Source organism: Fibrobacter sp. UWH6 (assembly GCF_900142465.1).
GTDB lineage: Bacteria > Fibrobacterota > Fibrobacteria > Fibrobacterales > Fibrobacteraceae > Fibrobacter.
This window is the reverse complement of sequence record NZ_FRAX01000006.1, coordinates 25,344-42,560: the sequence shown is the minus strand read 5'-3', so window position 1 is coordinate 42,560 and position 17,217 is coordinate 25,344. Positions and strand designations below refer to the sequence as shown.

Annotated in this window: 15 protein-coding genes; 4 read left to right on the top strand and 11 right to left on the bottom strand. The window is 51.4% G+C overall.

All coding sequences use genetic code 11. The annotated features are described in order from the left end of the window. Positions 1–13 precede the first annotated feature (13 nt). Entirely contained in the window at positions 14–544 is a 531-nt protein-coding gene (locus BUB73_RS07080) for a hypothetical protein (RefSeq protein ID WP_073284713.1), read from the bottom strand. 235 nt (positions 545–779) lie between these two features. Between BUB73_RS07080 and BUB73_RS07075 the strand changes: the two genes are divergently transcribed. Beyond that, entirely contained in the window at positions 780–1,097 is a 318-nt protein-coding gene (locus BUB73_RS07075; protein WP_158236587.1) for a T9SS type A sorting domain-containing protein, read from the top strand. 18 nt (positions 1,098–1,115) lie between these two features. Here BUB73_RS07075 and tsaA read toward each other — a convergent pair whose 3' ends face one another. Continuing rightward, positions 1,116–1,850 carry a tRNA (N6-threonylcarbamoyladenosine(37)-N6)-methyltransferase TrmO gene (tsaA, locus tag BUB73_RS07070; protein ID WP_073284710.1) on the bottom strand — a complete coding sequence of 245 codons (735 nt, stop codon included), beginning with the start codon at positions 1,848–1,850 and terminating at the stop codon, positions 1,116–1,118. An 87-nt stretch (positions 1,851–1,937) separates the two neighbouring features. Here tsaA and putP point away from each other — a divergent pair, with 87 nt between their 5' ends. Continuing rightward, positions 1,938–3,479 carry a sodium/proline symporter PutP gene (putP, locus tag BUB73_RS07065; RefSeq protein ID WP_073156614.1) on the top strand — a complete coding sequence of 514 codons (1,542 nt, stop codon included), beginning with the start codon at positions 1,938–1,940 and terminating at the stop codon, positions 3,477–3,479. A gap of 169 nt (positions 3,480–3,648) precedes the next feature. Here the strand turns inward: putP and BUB73_RS07060 are convergent, their stop codons facing one another. From BUB73_RS07060 to BUB73_RS07030, 7 genes are all read right to left on the bottom strand, one after another. Beyond that, on the bottom strand, positions 3,649–4,794 hold the full coding sequence (locus tag BUB73_RS07060; protein WP_073284708.1) for a phosphoglycerate mutase family protein: 1,146 nt from the start codon (positions 4,792–4,794) through the stop codon (positions 3,649–3,651). Between the two features lie 54 nt (positions 4,795–4,848). Beyond that, positions 4,849–6,876: a DUF4129 domain-containing transglutaminase family protein gene (locus BUB73_RS07055; protein ID WP_073284705.1), complete on the bottom strand. Its 2,028-nt coding sequence runs from the start codon at positions 6,874–6,876 to the stop codon at positions 4,849–4,851. Continuing rightward, positions 6,873–8,093, bottom strand: a complete 1,221-nt coding sequence (locus BUB73_RS07050) for a DUF58 domain-containing protein (protein ID WP_073284702.1) — start codon at positions 8,091–8,093, stop codon at positions 6,873–6,875. Before BUB73_RS07050 ends, BUB73_RS07055 begins: the two co-directional genes overlap by 4 nt. 338 nt (positions 8,094–8,431) lie before the next feature. Beyond that, positions 8,432–9,343 carry an AAA family ATPase gene (locus BUB73_RS07045; RefSeq protein ID WP_073233780.1) on the bottom strand — a complete coding sequence of 304 codons (912 nt, stop codon included), beginning with the start codon at positions 9,341–9,343 and terminating at the stop codon, positions 8,432–8,434. A gap of 208 nt (positions 9,344–9,551) precedes the next feature. Next, on the bottom strand, positions 9,552–10,379 hold the full coding sequence (locus BUB73_RS07040) for a glycosyltransferase family 2 protein (protein ID WP_073284700.1): 828 nt from the start codon (positions 10,377–10,379) through the stop codon (positions 9,552–9,554). Beyond that, positions 10,379–11,452, bottom strand: a complete 1,074-nt coding sequence (locus BUB73_RS07035; RefSeq protein ID WP_254795013.1) for an NAD-dependent epimerase/dehydratase family protein — start codon at positions 11,450–11,452, stop codon at positions 10,379–10,381. The genes BUB73_RS07040 and BUB73_RS07035 overlap by 1 nt, the downstream gene beginning before the upstream one ends. Before the next feature lie 3 nt (positions 11,453–11,455). Further along, a complete protein-coding gene (locus BUB73_RS07030) occupies positions 11,456–11,893 on the bottom strand; it encodes a hypothetical protein (protein WP_073156600.1) in 438 nt (145 codons plus the stop codon). Between the two features lie 227 nt (positions 11,894–12,120). Between BUB73_RS07030 and BUB73_RS07025 the strand changes: the two genes are divergently transcribed. Continuing rightward, positions 12,121–12,702 carry a hypothetical protein gene (locus BUB73_RS07025; protein WP_139258169.1) on the top strand — a complete coding sequence of 194 codons (582 nt, stop codon included), beginning with the start codon at positions 12,121–12,123 and terminating at the stop codon, positions 12,700–12,702. A gap of 32 nt (positions 12,703–12,734) precedes the next feature. Further along, positions 12,735–15,347 (top strand): DNA gyrase/topoisomerase IV subunit A, encoded by a 2,613-nt coding sequence (locus tag BUB73_RS07020; RefSeq protein ID WP_073233789.1) that lies wholly within the window; start codon positions 12,735–12,737, stop codon positions 15,345–15,347. A gap of 252 nt (positions 15,348–15,599) precedes the next feature. On the opposite strand, the gene BUB73_RS07015 is transcribed toward BUB73_RS07020, so the two are convergent. Both BUB73_RS07015 and BUB73_RS07010 read right to left on the bottom strand, forming a co-directional pair. Continuing rightward, positions 15,600–15,812, bottom strand: a complete 213-nt coding sequence (locus BUB73_RS07015) for a hypothetical protein (RefSeq protein WP_073284697.1) — start codon at positions 15,810–15,812, stop codon at positions 15,600–15,602. Between the two features lie 120 nt (positions 15,813–15,932). Continuing rightward, positions 15,933–17,192, bottom strand: a complete 1,260-nt coding sequence (locus BUB73_RS07010; protein WP_073284694.1) for a fibrobacter succinogenes major paralogous domain-containing protein — start codon at positions 17,190–17,192, stop codon at positions 15,933–15,935. Positions 17,193–17,217 lie beyond the last annotated feature (25 nt).

Sequence of the window (17,217 nt, the reverse complement as noted above, 5' to 3'; positions counted from 1 at the left end):
TTTTTTGGGAAAATTACTTGGCGAGAGCACTGAAAGATTCAGTGTAGGAGTTCTTGATAGCCATTTCATCGGTCAAATTGTACATAAAGTACAGCTGACCCAGATTCAAGGTCACGAGGGTACCGGTTTCGTCAAGAGCGACAGTGGCGGCCAATTCAACAGTCTTGGGTCCCATGCACATGGTGTTGGTAAAAGACCTCATGTGCAAGACGCCAGCGGCTACAGACCATTCGCCGAAAACAGGATTGCAGTCTGCGGTAGCAATGTCTGCTGCCAGGGCAGGAGCGTCAAACTGGAATTCATGAGTATTCTTGTCGAAAGTCAGCGTGCCCGGAGCTGCGGTGTAATTGAACATGGAATGCATTTCACCAGAAGCCTTGTTGGCCATACCATTGGCGTTCCATGCACCATTCAGGCAGTCATCGGAAATGCCGTTAGCGCAAAGTTCTGCACGGGTCGGATCCGGAGTGCTATCATCGCTACAGGCAGACAGGAGACCCAGGGAGCAAACGCCAGCCAGGGCGATCAAAGAAAACTTTTTCATATAAAACCTCTGTTATTTGTGGTTGAATATAAGAAAAAGTGGCGAACATTTTTTTTTATTGATTTTATTTTACCAAAAGACAATGGCTTTTTTACGCAAAAAAGCATAATGTTGTAAAAAAGAACAACAGAAATCCCCCATTTATATGTACAGACAGGTCAGGAATAGCTATTTTTGGCCCGTGTTTGGAGAGGTCTGCGACTTAACAACAGCAGACGAGTGGAGTTATAGTAGAATGAAGAGATATCTGACAGCAGCAGTTTTGGCTACTTCACTGATGTCGCTCAGTGAAGCAGCCCCAAGCACAAACTTCCAGGTCAACTTGCTGGGCGATTCTAATATGGGGAGCCCTAGCCTCACCCACGCCGAAAAGAATTACCAGGCAAGCGTCAAGGTTTATTCCATGTTGGGCAAGGAAGTTCTAACCTTAGGTAAGAACACCACCTACTTCGAAGCTACCAAGGCATGCAGCCAGAACCTCCCCTCAGGCCGCTACGTGATCAATATCAGGGCAAACGGAACCGACCGCAGTTCCATTATCAATGTTAGATAGTCTAAACCCGACTCTATACTAAATCTTAATCAAGTCCAGGACCGAAAGCACTTCGTCCTGGACTTTAAATTTGACTTCAAAGCCAGCAAACTTAAAGCCGTAAACTCGGTCGGCATCCTTCTGGTAAGCCGGGCGGGGATCCTCAGCCAGAATTTCGCGGAGGGTATCCAATTTTTCTGCCGGAAACGCCCCAAGGTCCACGGAGAATTCCACCTTCAGGCTTTTTTCGCGGAGGGGTTCCGCAAAGCCGCCCAGTGCATCGGGCACGGAATCGGCATAAGGCAAATAGGGCTTGATGTCTACAATGGGAGTTCCATCCATCATGTCGGCGCCGCTAACGATAATTTCGGGGCCGCAATAATCCCCGTCAACCACGTTCAGGCGGATTTCCTCGATTTTTACGCAGCTCATGGCCACGGGATTGGGGCGGAAACTGCTGCGGGTGGCAAAAACTCCCAGACGCTTGTTGCCTCCGAGGCGGGGCGGGCGCACCGTAGGGCTCCAGCGATTTTCGCCGTTCTCGCCCACCCTTACATTTTCTGAAAAAATCCAGAGGACCCACAGGTGGCTAAAACCCTCGAGACCGCGCAAGGCGTCGGCCACTCGAAACTCAGGTTCAAAGCGAATGGAGGAACGCAACCCCTTTAGCAATCCACTCTGGCGGGGAATGCCGAACTTATCGGGAAAGTCACTCCGGATTCTGGCAATGACCTTAAAGGGGAAATGAGATGGGGTTTCGCAGTCTGGGTTCACAGAGCCATATATAAAAATTTCTATCTTGCCCCACCGATGATTTAACTCAGGCGAATGTTTTTTCGCCGCAACATAGAAGAGGAACAAATGACCGTAGTCGTCTTTATTCTTTACTTGTTGATGATGCTAGGCATCGGTGCCTACTTCTCTCGCAAGGCAAATAGCCTCAACGCCTACTACCTGGGCGATCGTGGCATGAACAAGTGGGTGGTGGCTATGTCCGCCCAGGCTTCCGATATGAGTGGCTGGATGCTCATGGGTCTCCCCGGCGCCATCTACCTCAGCGGTTTCTCCGAAGCATGGATCGGCATCGGTCTCGTGATCGGTACCTATTTCAACTGGAAGATCGTTGGCCGCCGTCTCCGCAAGTACTCTCACTTCTGCGGCGACTCCATTACCCTCCCCGACTTCCTCTCTAACCGTTTCCGCGACAAGAAGGGCATCATCCGCGTGATCGCATCCTTCTTCATCCTGGCATTCTTCCTGTTCTACACCGTTTCCGGCTTCGTGGCTTCCGCAAAGCTCTTCGGCACCATCTTCGGTCTTGACTACACCACCGGCCTGATCATCGGTGCCGTCGTGGTTGTTAGCTACACCTTCATGGGCGGCTTCTTCGCTGTTTGCTGGACCGACTTCATCCAGGCTTCCATGATGCTCATTGCCGTGCTGGTGATTCCCACCATCATCTGCGTTTCCGGTGGCGGCTTCGCTGCAACCATGGATGCAGTGAACGTACAGAATCCCTACCTCATGAGCCTCTTCACCAACGCCTCTACCGGCAAGGCCATCGGTTTCATCTCCCTGATTTCCAGCCTGGCCTGGGGTCTCGGCTACTTCGGTATGCCCCACATCCTGGTCCGTTTCATGTCCATCAAGAACGCTGAAGAAATCAAGCATTCTCGCCGCATCGCCATGACTTGGGTCATCATCTGCCTCGGTGCTGTGATCATGATCGGTCTCCTTGGCCGCTATTATGTAAGCGCTAACGGTCTCACTGTCCAGGACCCTGAAAGAATCTTCATGGTCCTCTGCCAGGCCCTCTGCCATCCGGCTATCGCCTCTATCCTCATGGCCGCCATTCTCGCCGCTATCATGAGTACCGCAGACTCCCAGCTCCTGGTTTCTGCTTCCGCTTTCAGTAACGACATGTACAAGCACATCTTCCGCAAGAACGCCTCCAACAAGGAACTGATGTGGGTGAGCCGCGTTGTGGTTGCCGTTATCGCTATTATCGCTGTTCTCGTGGCACTCCAGGGCGCACCTTCCGCTGGTGCCGCTAAGGAAGGCAAGAGCTTCCTTGACGTGGTCATGAGTCTGGTCAGCTTCGCCTGGGGTGGCTTCGGTGCAACCTTCGGTCCGCTGGTTCTGTTGGCCCTCTTCTGGAAGCGCACCACCCTGCCCGCAGCCGTTGCCGGTATGCTGGTTGGTGGCATCACCACCTTCGTCTGGAAGTTCTACCTCTCCGGCCTCAGCGGTGAAATCTTCCAGATTTACGAACTGGTTCCGGGCTTCGTATTCAGCATGGTTACCATCATCGTGGTAAGCCTTTTGACCAAGGCCCCCTCCAAGGAAATCCAGGACGAATTCGACCAGGTGGAACACACCCGCTTGAGCGATATGAAGCTGTAAGATTAGATATCAGATTCACGATATGAGATATGGATTTCTCATGTCGTGAGATTCCGAAAAAATCGGAATGAAGATTTGCAGAATTCAATTTAATCTTCAGCAAAAAGAAACCCAGACTTTTTAAGTCCGGGTTTCTTTTTTTATAGTCTAACGTTCTAGATTAACAGAACTAAGTCGTCTTTCCAGAATCCAGACCCTTCACAGGAAGAACCTTTACAGAACCATCGGCACCGATCACCACGGCAATACCGGCCAGGTAAGTAATCCAGCTGCGATTTTCGTAGTATCTAAGGTCAATCTGACGGCCAGAGGCATAAATTGTCAAAGGAGCCAGGAACATGTCGTGGGTATTCACCACGCTTACACGAGCCTTCTTGGAAATCACGCCCACCAGGAATTCATCAATGAACTGCTTGGCACGAGAGTCCAGGTCATAGAAGGCATCTTCATAACCGCCATTGAAAGCCCAGTCCGTTGTAGCCACATAGTTTCCATCGGTAGACAAGGCTGCATAAGCATTGAAAGCGGAGTCATTCTTGATGAACCAGCCACCATTCAACACGCCATAAGCATCGTGGTTGAATCCAGTTTCACCACGACCCTTGGCGATATTCTCCAACGTTTCGCGGGTACGGACATATTCAGAATGAGCGTAGTAGGCCGGATCTTCGCTTGCGATTTTCTGGCCCACGGACTGAGCAGAGAAAATACCGAATTCCGTCAGGTGAGAAGTTTTTCCAGAACTGGAATTACGTTCGGCATGGCGCAGAACAAAGACCACCTTTTCATCGGGCTGCAGGGCCTTGAACACCTTTTCTACACTAGTGAAAGTCGTCAGGTCCGGATTGGCCGGATCGTATGCCACGTCGGCATCGGGATCAGCAAAGATCGTTCCCTTAAAAGGGGGCGTTCCAAGAGAATCCAGGCAATAGACGCCGTTACCCATGCCATTGTCAAGAGGTTTGACTTCGCAGCCCTCGGGTACATAAGAGGGTTCATCGATATCGGTTCCAACAGCATAGGGGTCCGCATTGGGATTCTCCGTCGGACCTTCAACACCGCTAGAAGATTCAGGCTGAGACGGATCCAAAGTAGGATTAGACGGATCCACTGTGGGGTCAACAGTCGGATCAGACGGATCGGCAGAGGCCGAAGACTGCGCACCCGGTTCAGGAGACATGCCGGAATCGGAAGAAAGGATTTCTGATGCAGGAGGATTAGGATCGTTAGAAGGTTCTGTTGCAGAACTACTGTCGCCACAAGCCCAGAACAGGGATGAGCACAGGACAGGCAAAATCAGGAATTGTTTTTTCATAGACTCTAATCTAACAAAAAGGGCCAAAATGACAAGTAAATTTTAGGAAAGGGTCTACGAACACCAGCGATTCCTTTCGTATTCCCGCAATATTTCCACAGCATCGGCAGGTTCGTGCCCTTCTACACGCCTCAAAAAGTCGCCCACCGTTTCACCAGGTTCTCGGTGGAAGCCTGCACGAGCCAGTTCCTTTTCGGCTGCATCCAACTTTTTTGCCCAGAGAATCGCCTTGGCCGACGTAGACACGATTCGCTTTTGACGAGCCCTAAGGGCTCCACGGGTTTTGATCGCAACAAGGAACGCAGACAACAAAACGAGAAGCAGGTAAGGGATTCCGCTATCTATAAAGCTCTGGGTGTAGTTCTGCCAGCTGTCTACGGAACGTCTCCATTCACCTTCCTTTAAGAAATGCATGATGCGGGCGGCGCGACCGCGGATTCCTTCCCACTTTACGCTGAACCAGCTAGGCTCGGTGCCCAAGGGAGAAAACATAGGAGGCGTGGGGTCAAAAATAGCCCAATGACCATCCACAAAAACTTCGACCCAGGAATGGGCATGCTTACGACGGAACACCGCATAGGGGCGGCCCTCCACCACTTCGGGGTGAGCAAAGCCGGTAGCATAGCGGGCAGGAATTCCAACGCGGCGCAAAGCGAGAGCCGCCAAGGTAGCGTAGTATTCACAGAAGCCCTGCTTGGCATGCCAGAAAACAGACAGAGGATCCCGGGTCACATTCCCGCCACTGCGCCAACGTTCCAGTCCCGGAATCTGCAAAGAATAAGTAAAATGATTCTTGAAATAAGCCAGAACACGCTGAAGATTTTCTGCATCGGAATTTTCACCGGAAATGCTGTCGCTACGGACCAGTCCCATCTCGGCCACTACGGAATCCATAAGCGCTTCATAGCGGGCACCAACATGCAGGTCCCCTTCGCTGTACGCCAGCAGGGAATCCGGGATGACGCAATTTCTCTGGGAGCCACCAACGCCTTGAGCATCGCCATTCTCCTGAGCATCGCAAACGAAGTAGTACCAGTCCGAACGTTTGCCGTTCTGATCTAGCCCGCGGACCATGCCCCCGGCAAAATACTGTAATGAATCCACGTCCTTTGCGGCATAGCCCACCGCACCATAGGGAGCAAATACAAAACCAAAATTCTTTACGGAGGACTGTACCCAAACCTGTCGTACTCCATGGTTAGCGGAACCTGCCGGAGTCTCCCCCATCGAAGTAACAGAATCCATCACTTCCATCACCGCGTAGTCCACCTGGTAATAGGCCGGCGTCAAAGTCTTTACTTGTTCCGTAGGAAGTTTCCAGATTCCCGCCACGTACTTTTCGTAACTGGCCGCCTTCAGATAATTGGAAGGCAACGAATCCCACACGCGGAGCACCACCTGACTATTATACTTGCCGTTGTAATTGCTGCCAAAACTTCCCAGTGCCGCCACCTGGTCAAAGCCCATGACCCGTTCACGCTGGTAATAATCCTCGGCCCACCGCGCCCCTTTTTCGTAGCGATGCGCCCGCCAATAACGCCACCCGCCAAAAGCGATTCCGCCCAAGGCAACCACCAGCAGCACAAACAAAAGATACTTGTACCAGGCCGTTCCCCGTCGGCTGTAGGCAAACAGGCAAAGCAGCAACCCTACAATACCAGCAACAGCCCAACCCTTAGGCACCATGAACATGCCAAACAGCAAGGCCGCCACACCGTCAAAAGCCACGAAAGCTTCAAAGCCGCCATTACCGCGACTGCGTTCCTGCAACGCCGCCAAGAACAGCAAATACAATCCCGGCAAGAAAATCATCATGGGGTTCACACCGTTCTCCACACCGGGAGTCACCACCCAATACAAGGCCAGCGGCACAATGGCCCCATAGGCAGGAATCTTGTTGTACTTGGGGCGCTTGGAAAATTCCTTGCGGCTGGTGGCGTTCAAGAATCCCGTCACGGCAAAGTAAATCGCAAAAAGCAGGCCCAGCCAAGTCGCCTCGAAAGTATGCCCCAAGTTAAAGGAGGCTGTCATCAAGAACAGGCATTTGGCTACATAACGGATGTCTACTATTTCTTTTTTCACAGCGACACCCCCGACTTTATGGAAGCGGGCTCCACGAACAGGCACTTATCCGAAGATGGATCACGGCCCACCACAATATGCTTGTGGACCAGAGGTTCTTCCTTGGCGTACAGTCCTACCCGAAGCACCGGATCCATGGGCCGTGCCGCAGGAGACCAAGGTCCTGGCTTTCTCGCCGAAATCAAGTTCGCCGCAGGAATTCGGGCCAGCGCGTCCATCAAGTTCTTGCGACGTTCCCCTTGGGCGGCACCACTACCAGCCAGCGGAATTTCTTCATCGTCAATAAAGAATCGCCCAAGGATGTTCCGTTCCAGAAGCCACAGGCCAATTCCCGCCGTCAAGCGGATGGCAAATTCCAGATGCTGACGTTCTCCAAAGGAGGGAGCTGCCGTATCCAGAACCAGAATGGCACCGGCCCCGCGTTCCGTTTCAAATTCCTTGGTAAAGGGCTTGCCGTAGCGGGCAAAAGCCTTGTGGTGCAAGTCTCGAAGAGCATCTCCTTCCCGGTACTCGCGGACGCCCACAAAATTCATTCCGCGATTTAGGCTAGGCATCAACAGCGGGGCAAACACCATGCCGCTAGCCCCCGAGGTTAAGAACGGGAATTCACCCACCTTTATAGGATTCGGATAAACCAGCAATTCCGCAGAACCGCGATATTCAAAAGGCCACTGCAAAAGTCCCATGATTTCGGGAACGTTGGCCGCAATCTTATTCAGCGGAAAAGCGCCGCGGTTCTTCGTCTGAATTTTGCATTCCAGTTTCTTAAAACCGTCAGCGGCATTAATCTGAACCATCTCGGATTCAAGCCAAGTCAAGCTCGGGTCCATACGGTAAGATGCCAACTGCACCGAATCCAGACGATCAGCAGATCCGCCTCCGCGACCAAACAATCGCAACAGCAGATTAGAAGAACGCTTACGACCGATGGCATTTATGGCATCTTCGCCCCCAACGCCCACATCGGCCCAGATGGTAGCCACCTCCCCCTCGTAAGCGGGAGTCACCACCACATTTTCCATAGAAACGTAATTCAGCTTGCTGGAACAGAACAGGGAAAGAATCATTCCCAGGAACAGCAAGAAATCCAGACCGCAAAACACCCAGGCCGCCCAGAATCCAGGGACCATGCCCACCGCCATAGACAAGGGCATCAATGCGGCAGCCGCCTTCCCCGCCGGAGTAAAATATTCCTGCCACAGGTAGAACGCGTGCATCAGAACACCCGCCCGCCGAGGCGCACGAGGAACACTACGAACAAACCAGGAGAAGAAAGACATGGGAGTAGGAAGTAGGAAGTAGACGGTAGGTGGTAGGTGGTAGGAAGGGGAGAGTGTCATCCTGAGCGTAGTCGCAAAGCGACGAAGTCGAAGGATCTAGCAAATCAAGATATCAGAAACCAAATATGAGTTATGAGTTATCATTGTTGGGCCAAGAGCGCCCTTACCAGCGGTGAGTTTTCAGTTGTGAGCTATGAGTTTTTTATAGTCGCGCCAAAGGCGCCTTACTTTTAGCTCACTGCTCATCACTCGCAGTTCATCACTCATTACTAACCTCACTTCGGTACTTTAACTTTTTTCAGGATGCTTTGCAGGATGTTCTTGCTGGCTTCTGGATTGGCGCTGTCCTTGGCAAACACGCGATGTTCCATGACCGGGAAGAACACCCGCTGAATATCATCGGGATTCACGAAATCGCGACCAGCCACAAAGGCACAGGCCTGAGCCATTCGGACCAAGTTCAAACCAGCGCGAGGACTTGCCGCCAGACGTACGCCCCCGTCACTACGAGTCGCCTGCACAAGAGAAACGATATAACGTTCCAACGCCTCATCAATATGAATCTTGAAAACCTGTTTGCGGGCTTCGAGAATATCCACCGGCGAAGTCACCGCCACCACCTTGTCTACAGGCCGACCTTCACGATGGCTGCGCAGAATATCAAGCTCCGTTTCTTCGGTGGGGTAACCTACAGAAATGCGAACCATAAAACGATCCATCTGAGCCTCGGGCAAAGGGAACACCCCGTGGAATTCCACCGGATTTTCGGTGGCCAGAACCATGAATAATTCCGGCAACTTGTGGCGTTCACCTTCCAGCGAAACCTGACGTTCTTCCATGGCTTCCAAAAGCGAAGACTGAGTTCGTGGCGACGCACGGTTAATTTCGTCGGCCAGCAAAACCTGGGTAAAAACCGGACCCTTCTTAATATCGAATTCACCGGTCTTGGCATTATAAACCGCGCCACCCGTCACATCGGCAGGCAACAAGTCCGGCGTAAACTGGATTCGGGAAAATTCCGCCCCCACAGCCGCCGCCAGGGCCTTACTCAAAGTCGTCTTACCCGTACCCGGCACATCTTCAATCAGCACATGGCCATCGGCCAGCAATGCCATCACTAGAAGTTCCACCGTATCGGACTTCCCCAGCAACACCCCATTTAAAGCAGAAATCAAAGACTTAATCATACTTTAAATATATGTAAGTCAGAGAGAAAAGCGCTAACCAGGGGAAAAATAAATGAGAATTCATGCGCGAGAATCAGATACCAGTTATGAGGTATGTGGTATGTGGTATGTGGTATGAGGTATGAGATATGAGGTATGAGCTATGAGGTATGAGGTATGAGGAAAATGCAAAAAAAGATTTTTTATTAACGCAATGGGTATAGAATTTTTATTTCACTTTTAACGTAAAGCAAAATCTTCTAGCAATTTGTCTTAAACAGCGAAGGCCGTAGGTCACTACGTTCAGGTTGGATTTTTCTTCGGCGTAAACAGTGGGAATGGGAAGTTCACCTATGGCAAAGCCACGGGCATCCGCAATGGAAATCAGCTCCAGGTCGATGTCAAAGGAGGGGCTCAGGCGAGATAGTTCCACGGTGCGCAAGAAGTCGGCGGAGTAAAGAATGAATCCGCTGTGGCGATCAGTCAGCTTCTGACGGAACACCAGATTTTCTAGGGCGGTCAAGAAGGCTCCGCCAATTCTCTTGTGCAGGGGCATGTTCCCTGCCTTGGCGCCACCGGTCACTGCGTGGCGAGAGCCCTGCAATAGAGCGAGCGCAGACTCGTTACCGTGGCCATCTACGGTTCTGAAATTTTCCAGATGGTCTAGAAACTGGTCCAGCAAATCAGCGGGGTACTGTCCGTCGCCGTGAAGGCAGACGATGAACTTGGCGCCCGAGGAGAGTCCTTCGCTTAAGCCCTTTTTGACGACAGCGCCATAGCCGCTGTTCTTTTCAAAACGAAAATATTCGAGGCGGGGGGCGGAACCGTTCCGAGATTTTTCAACAGTCCCTTCCTGCGATTTTTCAGCGGGACCTTCCCGAAAACCTTCTACATATTTATCAAACTGTTTGCGGGTCCCGTCCTGCGATCCATCATCTATCACAAGAATCTTGGATTTGCGCCACACGCTTTGGGGAATTTTATCCAGCACACCGGCCAAGGTCTTTTCCACATTGTAGGCCGGCACAAAAATAAAGGTGTTGAATTCCGCGGGCATTATTCCGCCAACTTTTCAAGGCAATCCGAAGTGCTGTAATGTTCCGCAAACCAGGTCAGCGATTCCCGCAAGACTTCACGCAAGGGTGTCGAAGCCTTAAAGCCTACCAGCCGTTCCGCCTTTTCGACACTGGGCATGCGGCGGAGGGAATCTTCGTAGCCAACGCCATAGTATTCAACGCCGTCCACAATCTGTGCCCCAGGGATTTCTTCTACGGGAATGTGCTTTACATCGGCATAGATTTCGGTCATGATCCGTGCCAGTTCCGCAATGGAAATTTCGTTGTCAGGATTTCCAACGTTAAAGGCCTGGCCCTTTGCAGCCGCAGGATTTTCAAAGAGGCAGAAGATAAAATCAATGGCGTCATGAACCGAGGTAAAGGTCCGTCGGGCAAGTCCGCCATTCACAAGCTTAATGGGTTCGCCCCGCACCAGGGCCGTAGAAAAATTCGCCAGCACTCGGGGGATTCCTTCCCCATCGACGCCGGGCATAAAATCCATGTAGGGGCCCACAAAGTTGAAGGGGCGCACCACGGTCCATTGCAGGTTCGTAAGCCCTGCCATATAGCGTTCCGCCAGAAGTTTTGCGGTAGCGTAGCTCCAGCGACTTGCAGCCACCGACCCAAAGACAAGGTCTGCAGAATCTTCTTCCAGCAGGCCGGAATCCGCCGCGGTCTTTCCATAAATTTCGGAGGTAGAAAAATGGATTAGCCAGGAGCCGCTCTTGGCGCAGGCATCGGCCAGGCGGGCCGGGTGATCGTAATTGCTGCGAATGACGGTTGCCGCCTCGGACATATAACGGCTAGGCACGCAAATGGCAGCCAAGTTCACCACCACGGGGAACTGTGCAATGCGCTGCACCACGGAAGGGTTCGCCAGATCGCCGCAGTAGAATTCCACCCGCGGGTCAGCCAAGTGCTGCTGGATCCTGTAAGATTCAAGGTCTACGGCAAACACCCGCCAGCAGGTACGCTGCAGCACAGCTTTAAGCAGGTGACTACCAATAAAACCACCGCAGCCGACAATGGCCACGGTGATCGAATTGTCTTTAGGATTTAAGTGCGGGATTCTCAAGGATTACTTAGAAACCTTGAAAGTACCGGAATTACCGGCCTTACTGGTATTTTCGTAAGGAATCACGCGGATGATAGCTTCATCGGAAGGTTCAGAATAATTGCTATCGAGAACGACCTTCTGTTCGTAGCAAGTCTTGCCATCCGGATGTTCCGGGCCCATGGATTCTTCGAACATATCGTCGCCCAGGTCATCCTTGTCGACCTTGTACACGAAACGGAAACCCGTTCCCTGAATGTCGGAGCCGTAAATAACGGTAATGGTTTCGCCCATCTTGAACTTTTCGCCACCGGCCGGGTAGACGACCTTTACGCCGCCTTTAACGGAGCAGTCGTAGCCAGCCTTTTCGTCGCTAGAAGCAGAAGAGGAATCATCACAGGCGACAAAGCCGAAAGATGCAGCAAACAGAGCGGCCAGGGAAATCACACGGGAAAATTTCATAAAAAACCTCCAATTACTAAACGGAATATATAAAATTTGAATGCCTTCAAGAACTATAATACCATAAAAAGATGCTATATTACCGTCCTATAATTGTTAGGTGTTGAGGTTATGAAGATTGCATTTTTGCAAATCGTTCTAATTTCATTATTTTTTTTGGGGTGCGGCGAAATCGGCTTCAACGAAGCGGTTTACGCCCCAGGCCTTACTTTGCAGGTCTTGACTCCTTGTATGAAGCTTTCGGTTTGATCAGGCCAGATCTCGTTGATATGTATGGTGTTGGAGAATCGAATTGGAACTACGTTCTTTCGGGATCGAAAAACGATGTTTATGAAAGTTCGCTGAACGCCCGATTGAAAGATGAAATCCTTTACAGCATCGACCCTGGGGAACCCTTTATAATCACCATTGACACATTTAATGTTCGTGTTGAAAAAGGGACAAATACCAGTTCGTTAGCAAGTCGCACTTATCTGAAATCCAGTCAAATAGATGTGTGCGGACAATTAATGATTTGGGCGAACGAAAGCGAAAGCCTTTCTCACTTTTTTGTGGGCGGTTCCATAATGAGCGCAGAAGTGGAATTGAATGGCCGATCTACAACCAGTGATGAGTGGATTTCCGCGTCAACTGTCGGATACACCCTTAATTTGGGCTACACCATTGCAGAACATTATCGAGTCGGGTTACAGATGGCTGCACAACACATGTCAGTCGCTGTAGCAGGAACTGGGGAACACCGTAGGTGTAGCAATGTCACTTTACTGTCAGAAATTTTTTCTACATTAAGCCCCAAAACTGATTTTTGAACGTACGACATTATTCTATTTCTACACGACTTATGAGCGACATGAACAACGATAACGAAAACGAAGTAGAAACTTCCAAAGAATCTTTTAACGATGTTAAGGTGGGTGAGCACCAGGATACTACTCTGGGCCTGTCCAATGTACACCACCTAGAAAAACTGTATGACGGCTGGTTCCTTGATTACGCCAGCTATGTAATTCTGGACCGCGCCGTTCCGTATTACGAAGACGGCTTGAAGCCGGTGCAACGTCGTATCTTGCACTCCCTGTTCGAAAATCACGACGGCCGTTACCAGAAGGTGGCAACCATCGTCGGTCGTACCATGGCTTACCACCCCCACGGTGACGCATCCATCGGTGATGCCCTGGTGGGCCTGGGCCAGAAGGGCCTGCTCATCGATACCCAGGGTAACTGGGGTAACCCGCTGACCGGCGACCGCGCTGCAGCCCCCCGTTACATCGAAGGACGTCTGACACCTTTTGCCGTAGACGTGGTCTTTAACGGCGAAACCACCGAATGGGTGCCCAGCTACGACGGACGTAGCGAAGAACCGGTAACCTTGCCTGTCAAGTTCCCCCTGCTTTTGGCTCAGGGCGTCGACGGCATTGCCGTGGGTCTCAGCACCTCCATTCTCCCCCACAACTTCCGCGAACTTTGCGAATGCAGTATCGCCATCCTCAGGGGCAAGAAGTTCGAACTCTATCCCGACTTCTTTACCGGCGGCATTATCGATGTTAGCGAATATAACGACGGTCAGCGTGGCGGTCGCGTGCGTGTGCGCGCCAAGATCGAAAAGGTCGACAACAAGACTTTGGCCATCCGCGAAATCCCCTACGGCACCACAACTTCAAGTTTGATCGACAGCATCGTCAAGGCCAACGACAAGGGCAAGATCAAGATCAAGCATGTGGACGACAACACCAGCCGCGATGTGGAAATTCTGATCCACCTGCAGGCCGGTACCGATCCCCAGGTGGCCATGGACGCCCTCTACGCCTTTACCGACTGCGAAAAGAGCCTGTCCCCCTGCACTTGCGTCATTGTAGACAAGCACCCCAAATTCCTGGGCGTGTCCGAAATCCTGCGTATGAACACCGAACATACGGTTCACCTGCTGCAGTGGGAACTTCAGAACGAACTGAAGCACCTTGAAGACAAGTGGCACATGACCAGCCTCGAAAAGATCTTCATAGAAAAGAAGGTCTACCAGGTTATCGAGAATGCCAAGAGCCGCGAAGAAATGGTCCAGCTCATTGATGAAGGCCTGAAGCCCTACGTCAAGAAGATGCTCCGCCGCGAGGTCACCGAAGAAGAAATCCTGAAGCTTGCGGAAATTCCTATCCGCCGCATCAGCCGTTTCGACCGCAAGAAGGCCGACGAACTGTTGGCAGAACTGGATGCAAAGATTGCCGAAAACAAGTTCAACCAGGAACATATTACCGACTACACCATCAACCACTTCAAGAATATCCTCAAGAAGTATGGCGAAGGCAAGGAACGTAAGTCCCAGATTGCAGAATTCGGCAAGGTGAACGCTGTACATGTGGCCATCGCCAACCAGAAGCTGTATGTCAACCGCAAGGAAGGCTTCCTGGGCACCAGTATGAAGAAGGAAGAATACCTCTTCGACGTTTCTGAATACGACGACCTGATCGTATTCAAGGCCGACGGTAGCTTCAAGGTGGTCAAGGTCAGCGACAAGGACTTCGTAGGTAAGGATATTATCCTAGTCGAAAAGTTCAAGAAGGATGATGACCGTCATATTTATAACGTCATCCATTTGGATGGCAAGGACGGAGCTTACTACATCAAGCGCTTTAACGTGGGTGGCGTCACCCGCGACAAGGACTACTTCATGGGCAAGGGTAAGCCGGGCAGCAAGATTCTCTACATGTCCAGCAACCTGAACGGCGAAGCCGAAGTGGTAGAAGTCACCCTGAAGCCCCGCCCCCGTACCAAGCTGAACTTCGAAGTGGATTTCAGCACCATCGAAGTGAAGGGCCGTGGCGCCATGGGCAATATCGTTACCAAGTACCCGGTCAAGAGCATCAAGCGCCTGCGCAAGGGTGTAAGTACCTTGGGCGCCCGCGTGCTGTACTTTGACGCCCCCAGCGGTATCATCAGCACCCAGAAGAAGGGTGACCGTATCGGCGAATTCGGCGAAAAGGACAAGGTCCTTATCGTCAAGGAAAACGGAACCGCCCGCGTCCACGACATGGCAGATCCCATTCTCGTGGGTACAGGCATCAAGTACATTCACAAGTACGATCCTGCACAGGTCTTTACGGTGCTGTACTTCGAAGGTGGAAACTTCAACTACATGGTCAAGCGCTTCAATCTTGAAGGCTGCCCCATGACTACGGAATTCAGCCTGGTCAGCGATCATAAGGACACCCAGATGATCGAATTCTTCGCCACCGACGACGCCCGCGAACTGATGGAATATCAGGTGGGCCGCGAAGTCCAGAAGGAAGAACTGGATCTGACGGAAATTGCAGAAGTCAAGGGCTACAAGGCTCTGGGCAGCAAGTTTACCGCCAAGAAGGTCAAGCGCGCCAGCCGCATTTCTCCGCCGGACACTTTCGATGACGGCACTTCGGATTCCGAAGGCGAGGACGACGGCGACAACGACCTGTTCAAGTAACTAGGAACATCGCGGACCAGTTCCGCGACAATCCCGAGATCCACTTTAAACAAAAAATCCCGACGTTTCAGTGTGAACGCCGGGATTTTTTTTGCATTTTCATGCACTATCTCTTATTTCCGTTAAGCTTCTGCCTAACGCCGAAAACAAACAAGTTTCTTCAAGAGTTTCTCCAGTTCCCTGGTCTCGGAGTTGTAGTTGATTTTTGCCATTGTTTTTCCTTTTGGGGGTCAGTTCAATGCTACCCTCTTATTAAACTCCTGCATGGTCCACTTCGCGGCCCACATTCTTTGGAACGGTGAGCACCACCTTGTACTTGGCTATGTGCTTTTGAAACAGGCTTGCGCTCCGTTCAAAGACGTGGTAGTGGGCCCTGCGAAGGTACATGTGTATGGTGCTGGTGTTGCCTGTTTCATTTTCTAGCACTCTAGAATTTGTGTAGAGTGCAGCTTGTTTTTCTTCCATTTGGTTTCCTTTGTCTTGCAACAAAAAAGGAGCCTTGGGGCTTACGCCCTGGTGGCTCCTTTTTTTTAGGGGGAGGACGGCTCGCGCCGCCTTTTTTTTGAGGCGCCTACGGCACCTTGGTTAGAAAGAGTCCTTAAGGCAACGGACGGAGAACGCGTTGTACTTGCCGTAGTTGCCGTAGTAGTCCTGGGACGCGTAGCCGTCGATGTAGTGGAAGCTCTGGTACCACGCATAGCTGCTGCTGTACTCGTAATCAGTAGAACTCCAGAAGTAGGCGCAGTCGCCTTGACCGTAGAAATAACCGTAGTAGTTGCGGCCACCGGCAGGGAGAACCGAGAATCCAAAAGAATCATCATTAGTCACTCCACTATAAGAGGTCCACAGGCTGGTGTTCGCCTTCAGCTTCTGACCGGCATAGCTGGCCCCGCCCACATTCGTATAGAGAGCACCCCATTCAGCATTGCTCGGCAGGTGCCAGCCGCTGGGGCAAACGCCACGAACAGGCGCCGTAGCCAATGCAGAGGCACTGAAACGGGTACAAAACTTGCCATAGCCACATTCCTCACCGTAGTTCTTGTAAATAGCAACAGAGTCAACCGCGGCTGCCCAGGTATATAGGCGACCATAGGCTGCGCAATAACTTGGATCATCGTCATAGCACCAGCTGGTGGAGTCGGAGGTATAATAGCCGTTGTCAAAAGCCACTCCGGTGTAAGCATAGTTCAGGTTCTGGGCCATCCAGGTCTGGCAATTTTCATTCTTATCGTCGCAGATTTCTACCGTCTTGTACATCTGGTAGTCACGCTCATCCAGAAGTTCGCCATAGGTGACCTTCGGATTCAAGTATTCGGTAGGTGCGTAAGTGCATGTATGGCCCACAGGGCATTTTGTAGCGTAAGAAAGATCAACGGCTTCGTCGGATGAAGATTCCGGGTCAGTGCCCGGAATGACACTGGAAGATGTGCCAGGAACACTGGTGGAAGAACTACTTGCGACCTCGCCAACAACATCCCAGGAGCCTTCCACGCAATTCAACTCGCGGTCTTCTTCATAAAGGTAAGCTGACAGGCCTTCTCTTGACCCCGTGCAGCCAGGCAGATTTTCTTCAACGTCCGCAATCATATCGTAATGGACCCACTTACGATCCTTGCAAATGAAACCTTCCTTTGTCCCATTAATAAAGTTAACGAAACCTTCCCCGCTTTCTGTACAGCTGGGCAAATTTTCTTCAGACTCAACAGAAGAAATGTTTGTGTCCTCATGGTTATTAGCCGGTCCGTTTGAAGAGCCGCCATCACCACATGCGGCAAGGCCCAAAGCCAGAGCAAAGGCTACAAAGCCAAACTTTACCACTTTCTTTCCAAAAAATTTCTTGTTCATTGAAAACACCTCCTTGCAACTTGCG

Coding starts and splice junctions, on each gene's coding strand:
- BUB73_RS07075 (WP_158236587.1), top strand. CDS start 780: ATGAAGAGATATCTGACAGCAGCAGTTTTGGCTACTTCACTGATGTCG.
- BUB73_RS07010 (WP_073284694.1), bottom strand. CDS start 17,192: ATGAACAAGAAATTTTTTGGAAAGAAAGTGGTAAAGTTTGGCTTTGTA.
- BUB73_RS07040 (WP_073284700.1), bottom strand. CDS start 10,379: ATGCCCGCGGAATTCAACACCTTTATTTTTGTGCCGGCCTACAATGTG.
- BUB73_RS07030 (WP_073156600.1), bottom strand. CDS start 11,893: ATGAAATTTTCCCGTGTGATTTCCCTGGCCGCTCTGTTTGCTGCATCT.
- BUB73_RS07020 (WP_073233789.1), top strand. CDS start 12,735: ATGAGCGACATGAACAACGATAACGAAAACGAAGTAGAAACTTCCAAA.
- BUB73_RS07050 (WP_073284702.1), bottom strand. CDS start 8,093: ATGCACGCGTTCTACCTGTGGCAGGAATATTTTACTCCGGCGGGGAAG.
- BUB73_RS07045 (WP_073233780.1), bottom strand. CDS start 9,343: ATGATTAAGTCTTTGATTTCTGCTTTAAATGGGGTGTTGCTGGGGAAG.
- BUB73_RS07060 (WP_073284708.1), bottom strand. CDS start 4,794: ATGAAAAAACAATTCCTGATTTTGCCTGTCCTGTGCTCATCCCTGTTC.
- putP (WP_073156614.1), top strand. CDS start 1,938: ATGACCGTAGTCGTCTTTATTCTTTACTTGTTGATGATGCTAGGCATC.
- BUB73_RS07080 (WP_073284713.1), bottom strand. CDS start 544: ATGAAAAAGTTTTCTTTGATCGCCCTGGCTGGCGTTTGCTCCCTGGGT.
- BUB73_RS07015 (WP_073284697.1), bottom strand. CDS start 15,812: ATGGAAGAAAAACAAGCTGCACTCTACACAAATTCTAGAGTGCTAGAA.